The following is a 7911-nucleotide window of genomic DNA, read 5'->3' as shown; positions in this document are numbered from 1 at the left end:
CGGCTTGTTTGAGGATGGCCATGATTTGGCTATCGGTAAAGCGGGAGGTTTTCATAGAATTTCCTTTAAATCAAACAACTTAGAAATTCTACTTTTAACTCAGGTTAAGGGGCGGGGGTATTACCATGGCTCATTCCAGTCATTATTTTCTTTTACTATGACTACTTGAGAGTCATGCCAGAAACCTTCAAGCATCGTGTGGCCTTAATAACAATTACCCAGGAATTATTTTTGATATGGCAAATTTGGGAAATAAGAAAGTATTACAAAGCAGGCCGAACGATAGTGGTGAAATGGCTGATTTTGCTAACAGCATTTACTTTGCTAGGGGAAACTTTTAGAACTCTTTGGGTGTTGTTTGGAAGCACTCAAACCAATTTATTTTTGTACGCTCAAGATGCACTAGCTTTAACTCTTTTATGGGTTGGTTATGGCAGTACGATCTTGGTCTATGTAGCCCTTGGCAGTTTTTATTTAGAAAAACAGATTAAAAAAGAAAGCCAAATTGCCGGCGCATTAAAGAGCACCCAAGAAGAAAATCAGAAAATTACTGAGCTCCTAAAAGAAAAAGAACGTTTGATATATGGGCTGATGAAGGCGAATAAGACGGCGGCTACTGGAGCACTGTCGGCATCAATTGCTCACGAACTCAATCAACCTCTTGGCGCATCCAATCTAAATATTCAATTTCTCAAAATGAAATTAGAAAAAGGAGCTCTTAATCCAGAGCTAGGCAAAGAGATTTTAGATTCTCTTGAAGAAGACAATAGGAGGGCTGCGACGATTGTTAAATCACTCCGGTCAATATTTACGGAGGGCGAATCAAATGCTCAAGAAGTTCAATTGGGCGATTTAATATCAAAAGTGCTGGATATTGTTAGACCAGAGCTCAAGAGTAAGAACATCCAAATTCAACTTCGAGTTGACGATGGCTTAGTGATTCGGGTGAATTCTTCCGAGATTGAGCAAGTCGTATTAAATCTGCTGAACAACGCAGTTCAAGCCCTCGCAAATTCGGGTGGTTTGGATCGCAGGATTTCTATAGAGGCGATTAAGGTTGGCCAGTCAGTCCACCTGAGTGTTTCTGATAATGGCACAGGCGTACCGCTTGCCTTCAAACCTCACTTATTTGAATTATTAAGCACCACCAGGCAGACTGGTATGGGCCTAGGGCTATGGCTTTGTAAGCATATTGTTACTAGATATAGCGGCTCGATCCATTATGAGGATGCTGTTGGTGGTGGCGCTAAGTTTGTAATTGAATTTCCCCACCATCCGCTAATTGGCCCTTCGGCTAATTGATCAGAGCCTTAAAGAGGAAGACTATAGAGGCCTATATGTATCTGGGGTCTTATGAATTTAGCGGAAATACAGTCTTTTAGGCAAATCGGTAAGCGTTTTCGCAATGAGCGTGAGGTACGTGGACTGACATTACCTGCGGTTGCTGGATTGTGTGGAATGACAATTTCAGAATTAGTTCACATTGAAAATGGCGAATTATTGGGGTTTAAGCAAATCCTAAAAGATGCTTTAAGTAATGCTGCGGTTTATGCGAAAGCATTGGATGTTGAGTTGAGCAATGTGGAGGGGCAGTATTCTGGGGTAACGACAATAAATGCTAAAAACGATGAAGTCTTTATTCCAGCCTTTTTAAGAAAAAAATAATTAGTTAGGCTTACCCGCTCCTACGGGTTTAACCACTTTAGGTGAAAGCTTGAAGTGGTTTTTTGTTTCCCAAGCATTTTTTGAATTGATAGCAAAGACTCTCTAAAGCAGGGTCAGGCATCCTCGATCCTGGCATTGAGGGTAAATCAGCATTGATGCAGGGAAACGCAAAAGATACTATCGCGCATTATTAGTCGATTTAATCAAGAGCATTTAAAGCTTTAGCCCTAAGACCGGTAGATGAATCTGTCCCCACTAATTTCTGTAAGCTACATCAGCAAAGCAACCCAGGATATGGGTCTATTGGCTTTGATGCGCCTAACGGATCAGGCCACACAGCGCAATCAAAAACTAGACTTATCAGGTGTGCTCTTTTATGAGAATCAACACTTTGGCCAAATATTGGAAGGCCCTCCTGTGGAGGTCATGACAATGTGGAAAAAAATTCAGCTAGACCCCCGACATCAAGAGGTGCGCCTGCTCAAGATGGAGGGGGTCAAAGAGCGAAGCTTTCCCGCTTGGTCGATGCGCTTCTTTTTGGCAAAAGAAATTATTCAAAAGATGCCCAACTTAGTTGGGGTGCTAGATGGCTTACCAGAACATGATGTAGAGCTATTGAGGCTCATGCGATCGGCGGCCGAATAAAGTTGGCTTAGCAGTAAATATGGGCGCGGTTGAAATCTTAAGGATCTTCTAAACTACGGGCATGAAGCAGCTCCTTGCCATTTTTCTTTTTGTAATCTTTGGTCCTGCTGCCGCGCAGGATGGAACGAATCCTTACGACTTAAAGCTTGCCATTGTTCGAACTGGCGAACGCTTTCAGATTAATGCAAGCTATGAGGTGCCCATTACAGCATGTGAAGCCTTCGCCTTTATTACTGACTATGAAGGTGCCAAAAGTTTTCCGGGGGTAGTGGATTCAAAGGTGCTCTCAAGATCTGGCAATAAGGTGAGGGTCGCCCGCCTGCTTGAGGAGCGAATTTTATTTATTCCATTTGAGATGCGCTCCGAGCTGGAGTATGTCGAGATCCCCAATAAAGCCCTGTTCTTTGAGCAGTTGAGCGGGGATACTAAATACTACAAAGGAAGCTGGCGATTACTGCCTGACAAGGGGTTCACTACTTTTAAGTATGATGCACAAGTTGAGCCAAACTCATTGGTTCCATCGACCGTGATTGAGTTCTTTATTAAAAATATTGTGCGCCGACAGTTTGAGGCCATGGCTGAGGTAGCATCACTTAAGGGGTCGGCCTTGGTAAGGGCCTGCAAGTAGATTGCCTGAAATTCAGTTAAAGTGAAATCCATGACCAATCTCAATCAGCTTCCCGTCGATCTACCGATTCCCCAGAATGATGGGGCTGCCAATCACTTGGTTGGCATGCGCATACCTACTATTTTATTGGGCGCAACTACTGGCAAGGAGCTCAACTTAGGCAGCATCAAAGGCCGCCTAGTGATCTATTGCTATCCAATGACGGGCCAACCAAATATCCCATTGCCAGATGGGTGGGATCAGATCCCAGGGGCAAGAGGCTGTACTCCGCAAAGTTGCTCATTTAGGGATCACTATCAAGAGCTTCTGTCACTTGATGCCGAAGTGGTGGGGCTGAGCGTGCAATCTACACAATACCAACAAGAGATGGCGGATCGCTTACATTTGCCATTTCCAGTCGTCAGCGATGCTCATTATCAATTTCAGGAGGCGCTGCAATTGCCTACCTTTGTTGCCGCTGGAATGACTTTATTAAAGCGCATTACCTTAATTGCAAATCATGGTGTGATTGAGGCAGTTCATTACCCAATATTCCCGAGTGATAGCGATCCGGCTTGGGTGATTAGTTACTTAAAAAATACCCCCGCCTGATATTTTTTAGGGCATTTGGAATGCGGAGGCCTTTGTAGCTAAAAGTACCCCTGGGATCTCCCCAAGGCGGTTTTATCTACAATTTAGTGTACTTATGAATATTATATGTTGCTTTGCAGCAATTATTGCTTGCTAAGCCATAAATAAGCTATTAAAATGGTGCAGTGCAACAAATAACCCCATAAAGGAAATATCATGTTCAAAAATCAATTTGCAGAAAATCAAGCTAAATCCGTTGAAAGCGCTCGCGCATTAGGCCAAACCGCTCTTGAGAATGCTCAAGAATTAGCTGAAATCAATTACCAAGCAGCACAACAAGCCGTAGCAAATGCGCAAGCAAAAGCTGCTGAATTGTTGAAGGGTAAAGATGCCAAAGCGGCATTAGACCTCTTGCAAAGCCCAGAAGTTCAAGAGGCGGTTGCTGAAGTTGCTGATTATCAGAAAAAAGTTGCTGCAGTGTTGCGTCGCGGAAACCAAGAATTGGTTGAAGCGGTTGAAGCAGCTATCGACCAATCACAGGACGACCTCAAGAGTTTTGTAGCGGCCGCTACTTCAAAGGCGCCTGCTGGTTCTGAGGCATATGTCAGCGCCTTTACTTCTGCATTTAACACAGCAATGCAAAATTTTGACCAAGTTCGCTCAACTACTCAAGACGCATTTGCAAACTTTGAGAAAAGTGTTGAAACTGCAATGAAGTCTGCCCAAGGTCAATTTGGCCAAGCTCCAAAAGCGACTAAAAGCCGTGCTAAGTAATTAGTAGATAATAGATCCACAAAAAGCCCCGTGTATGCGGGGTTTTTTGATGGTGGGCATCAAAAAAGTTTGTGAAAATAGAGCGCTAGTTATTCATTAATAGTTTTAGTAGCGCGCTTTTAATTTCTGAGGAAATAGTATGAATCGCATTATGTTGTTGGCAAAAATTCATAGGGCAACCGTGACAGAGGCGGATTTGCATTACGAAGGCTCATGCGGAATCGATGAGGATTTGCTCGATGCTGCCGATATGCGTGAATTTGAAAAAATTGAGCTCTACAACATTAATAATGGCGAGCGTTTTTCAACCTACATCATCAAAGCAAAACGTGGCTCAGGAATCATCTCTCTGAATGGCGCTGCTGCACGTAAAGCACATGTTGGCGACCATCTCATTATTTGCACCTATGGCCAAGTTAACAATGAAGAAGTTGCCAAGCATGTTCCTAAGATTGTTTTGCTCGGCGAAGGCAATGTCATTAAAGAAATTAAGAAAGTAAATTAATTTCCCCCAGAGCAGTCGCGCTAGGTATAAGCCAGTAGTCAAAACATCATTGAACAAGATATACTAGCGCCAAGCAGGAGAGCGAGATCCTAGATCTCCACCGAAGGCGCAAACTCCCATGAACGCTCAGGTACCCACCAGGAAGGTACTGCTTATCCTAATAGCCGTCTGGAGAGTCACCATATTGATGGTGCACCGAAGGAGCAAGCACCAAGCTAGGTCTTGGTGTGAATCTCTCAGGTATCAAGGACAGGGGGAGCGGCAGGCGGGTGACGCATTAGTTTGCGCGCGCGCAAATGTTAGGAGTCCCGCATGAATACCGCCCCTAGTTAATTCAGTAAGAAGCCATTGTTAATTTCCCAATTGGGATCCATTAAACATTCACTGAATAAGGCATATGCCATGAGCCATCAATATACCGAAGAAGCTCCGTACCACCCAGGTTATGAGGACGCATCATTTAAGAGCGAAGTTTCAAAAAACATTGCAGAGTTAACCGAACTACGACGAGTAAATTCACGCTATCTAAAGTTTTCAGAAGCGATTGTGGAGTTTTGTAAGGCAAGCCACACACCAGTCAAAAAATGATGGTTGGATAAATCAGTCTTCAATACTGGGAAGCAAATGTTAAAAACCACCTACGGGTGGTTTTTAACATTCAATTCTTGTTAAGATCGTTTATCTAATTTAATTTCCAATACATCATGAGACTTGCCCGTTTAATTACCTCATTGCTGCTTGCCCTATTTATTCTTGGCGCTTGCTCCAGAGAGGAGCAATCCAATGTGATTAAGGTGGCCGTATCCCCTGCCGTGCCTCCCATGCTTTTCGAGAAAGATGGTAAGTACACGGGGATAGACCTTGAGATATTCGAGGGCTACTGTAAGTCACGGGGATGCACATTCAAAATGACTGCTTATGATTGGCTGGGGATGTTGGGCGCGGTCACTAGCGGGCAAGCCGATGTCGCATTTTCGGGAATTTCTATTGCCGATAAGCGTAAGGAAGCAATGGATTTTTCCAATCCATACTTCACTAGCACTTGGGATCTGATTGGATTAAAAAACCGCAATATCAAAATAACCGATTTATCGCAGCTAAAGAAATATAGCATTGCCTATCCAACGGGTAGCGTCTTCGATGACTATGTAAAAACAGTGTTGCAGCCCAAAGGCTATTACTCGGCTGATCAAGTTAAGTTATATCCATCCCCTACAGAAGCATTAATTGCACTGCAAAACGGTAACGTGGATTTGGTATTTGTGGACAGCGTCATGTTGCTTAATTATCAGAAGTCCTTAAATCTGCCGGTAAGCAGTAGTTATCAAGTGGTGGGCTTTGATAATCTAGGTTTTGCCTTTAAGAAGGGCTCAAAGTTACGCGATGACTTTAATCTTTATCTTGCAGAGCTTGGCCCAGAAAAGCTAAAGGCGATTGTGGGGCGCTGGACGCAATAAATATAGATGATGACTTGGTAATGGGTTAAAGTGCACTTTGAGCCAATTATTTCAATAATTCATAAGGAAAAATATGTCCCACCATGACAAGTTAGTTGCCGCGTTTGAGGCATACCAATCAGAGAATGAAAAGTTTCAGGGAAAAGGAGTTAAAGCATCTGCAGCTAGAGCTCGCAAAGCTTTGCAAGAGATTGCTGGATCTTGCAAAGAGCGTCGTAAAGAAATTACTGCTGAAAAAGAAGCGCTCGAAGGCAAGCCAAAGGGCGAAGGCATGTCACAAGATGCCGCACGTCACGCACACATCAGAAAGTAAGTTCTTTCTGAAAAGTCAAAAGTCACCTTTGGGTGACTTTTTTCATTAGAGATCAACGTTCTCTAGGGCCGGACCCTCAAGGTGGCGAGTATCAGCCCATTGTTCGACTGTCCAGCCATCAACCTGCCTATGGGTAATCCAATTGAATGAGGCATTTGGTACTGAGGCTACTCGTTCGGCGCTCAAACCTTGATTGCTGGCAATGCGATACATCATGTCGAGCGTGCCACCATGACTAACAATCAAAATTGTTTTTCCGGAGTGCTGTACCTGAATTTGATCTAAAGCCTTTTGGACTCGTAGGGCGAACTGTTGAATGCTTTCACCACCCTCAAGCTCGTGATCCAAGTCTCGAGAAATATGAGCCTGCCAAATATCTGGTCTTAGCAAAGGTGCCTCACTAATCGAAAGTCCTTGAAGCGCTCCAAAATGGCGCTCTCGCAAAGTGCTTTCAACTTTAGCTTGCACCCCAAATAATTGAACAACTGCATTGGCAGTGTCAGATGCCCTTTTCAGATCGCTGGTATACAACACATCAAAAGCGAGTTTTGCATCTTTCAGCGCCTGCGCCATTTGGCGTGCCTGCACCTCGCCCCTGGCATTAAGGGGAATGTCGGTGTGGCCTTGAAGGCGCCTTTCAGCATTCCAGGTAGTTTCTCCGTGGCGTATTAGGCAAAGTCTTGTGGTGGTCATGTGGCAATATTCAATTGGTGGGTCAGCAAGCCCCCGTTAGTAAGAATTCCAGACTCCAATGCTTCCGCTCTGATTCCACCCCGACCCTCAAAGGCTTTAATGAAATCAGGCCTTGCCAGCAAGTTAGCCGGCCTCTGGCATGGCTCGCAAAGTTCAGTGCCTTTAAATGCGAGGCCACCCAAATAGAAAGTCTTGCCGACTAGCTTGTTAAGTTCATTTGCAGAGAGGTGCTTAATCACTACATTTCTGCGAGTATCGCCTTCGCTAAAGAGGGGGTATTGATTGTCCAGTAATTGACGATTAGCATCTGCAATGCCTGATAGAGCAATAAGAGAGATGTGACGTATTTTGGGTTTAGTCTTGGAGAACGCCCCAAGGCCTGCTGCATAGCGGTCACCAAGAATGCCCTCCCCAGCCATGATGTTGGCCTGCTCAATCTGCTTCATGGGTTTACCTGCTAGATCGGCGATATGGAGCGAGTGGATCTGTGGAGATGCTGTCATGATGAGAGCATATTACATAAGAAAAAGCCCCGGTAATGAACTGACCCACAAAAGTTGGACAGTTTGATTAGGTTACCAGAAGGGATTGAGTTCGGTATTGCACTGGGCTCAATCCCTTTAGTTTTTGTTTGATTCGATCATGGTTGTAGTAGTGGATA

13 protein-coding genes and 1 riboswitch are annotated in these 7911 nt (G+C 44.2%); of the genes, 10 read left to right on the top strand and 3 right to left on the bottom strand.

The features are described 5' to 3' along the window. Window positions 1-174 precede the first annotated feature (174 nt). From ICN12_RS10620 to ICN12_RS10575, 10 genes are all read left to right on the top strand, one after another. Window positions 175-1302, top strand: a complete 1128-nt coding sequence (locus ICN12_RS10620) for a sensor histidine kinase (RefSeq protein ID WP_216272479.1) — start codon at window positions 175-177, stop codon at window positions 1300-1302. Between the two features lie 51 nt (window positions 1303-1353). Continuing rightward, window positions 1354-1665 (top strand): helix-turn-helix domain-containing protein, encoded by a 312-nt coding sequence (locus ICN12_RS10615; RefSeq protein WP_216272478.1) that lies wholly within the window; start codon window positions 1354-1356, stop codon window positions 1663-1665. A gap of 240 nt (window positions 1666-1905) precedes the next feature. Continuing rightward, the gene (locus ICN12_RS10610; RefSeq protein ID WP_216272477.1) at window positions 1906-2310 is read left to right on the top strand and encodes a BLUF domain-containing protein; all 405 of its coding nucleotides are present in this window, start codon (window positions 1906-1908) and stop codon (window positions 2308-2310) included. A 61-nt stretch (window positions 2311-2371) separates the two neighbouring features. Continuing rightward, complete coding sequence (locus ICN12_RS10605; RefSeq protein WP_216272476.1) at window positions 2372-2938, top strand: SRPBCC family protein; 567 nt, start codon at window positions 2372-2374, stop codon at window positions 2936-2938. A 30-nt stretch (window positions 2939-2968) separates the two neighbouring features. Next, window positions 2969-3529 carry a peroxiredoxin gene (locus ICN12_RS10600; protein ID WP_216272475.1) on the top strand — a complete coding sequence of 187 codons (561 nt, stop codon included), beginning with the start codon at window positions 2969-2971 and terminating at the stop codon, window positions 3527-3529. Between the two features lie 195 nt (window positions 3530-3724). Further along, entirely contained in the window at window positions 3725-4282 is a 558-nt protein-coding gene (locus ICN12_RS10595) for a phasin family protein (protein ID WP_216272474.1), read from the top strand. A gap of 139 nt (window positions 4283-4421) precedes the next feature. Continuing rightward, window positions 4422-4787 (top strand): aspartate 1-decarboxylase, encoded by a 366-nt coding sequence (gene panD / locus ICN12_RS10590; protein ID WP_216272473.1) that lies wholly within the window; start codon window positions 4422-4424, stop codon window positions 4785-4787. Between the two features lie 158 nt (window positions 4788-4945). After that, a riboswitch (glycine riboswitch) is annotated at window positions 4946-5050 on the top strand. A 139-nt stretch (window positions 5051-5189) separates the two neighbouring features. Continuing rightward, a complete protein-coding gene (locus ICN12_RS10585) occupies window positions 5190-5375 on the top strand; it encodes a hypothetical protein (RefSeq protein ID WP_216272472.1) in 186 nt (61 codons plus the stop codon). Window positions 5376-5491: 116 nt separating this feature from the next. Next, window positions 5492-6244 carry a transporter substrate-binding domain-containing protein gene (locus ICN12_RS10580; RefSeq protein WP_216272471.1) on the top strand — a complete coding sequence of 251 codons (753 nt, stop codon included), beginning with the start codon at window positions 5492-5494 and terminating at the stop codon, window positions 6242-6244. Between the two features lie 73 nt (window positions 6245-6317). Next, a complete protein-coding gene (locus ICN12_RS10575) occupies window positions 6318-6557 on the top strand; it encodes an Hc1-related histone H1-like protein (protein WP_216272470.1) in 240 nt (79 codons plus the stop codon). 45 nt (window positions 6558-6602) lie between these two features. On the opposite strand, the gene ICN12_RS10570 is transcribed toward ICN12_RS10575, so the two are convergent. The 3 genes from ICN12_RS10570 to ICN12_RS10560 form a co-directional block, all read right to left on the bottom strand. After that, window positions 6603-7250, bottom strand: coding sequence for a histidine phosphatase family protein (locus ICN12_RS10570; protein WP_216272469.1), 648 nt, complete (start codon window positions 7248-7250; stop codon window positions 6603-6605). Continuing rightward, on the bottom strand, window positions 7247-7753 hold the full coding sequence (locus ICN12_RS10565; RefSeq protein WP_255537801.1) for an MOSC domain-containing protein: 507 nt from the start codon (window positions 7751-7753) through the stop codon (window positions 7247-7249). The genes ICN12_RS10570 and ICN12_RS10565 overlap by 4 nt, the downstream gene beginning before the upstream one ends. 67 nt (window positions 7754-7820) lie before the next feature. Beyond that, window positions 7821-7911 (bottom strand): IS3 family transposase (locus ICN12_RS10560; protein WP_216272480.1); only part of this gene is annotated, 91 nt, incomplete at its 5' end.

The organism is Polynucleobacter sp. AM-25C3, from assembly GCF_018882335.1.
Taxonomy (GTDB): Bacteria; Pseudomonadota; Gammaproteobacteria; order Burkholderiales; family Burkholderiaceae; genus Polynucleobacter.
This window is presented reverse-complemented; position numbering and strand designations above follow the sequence as displayed.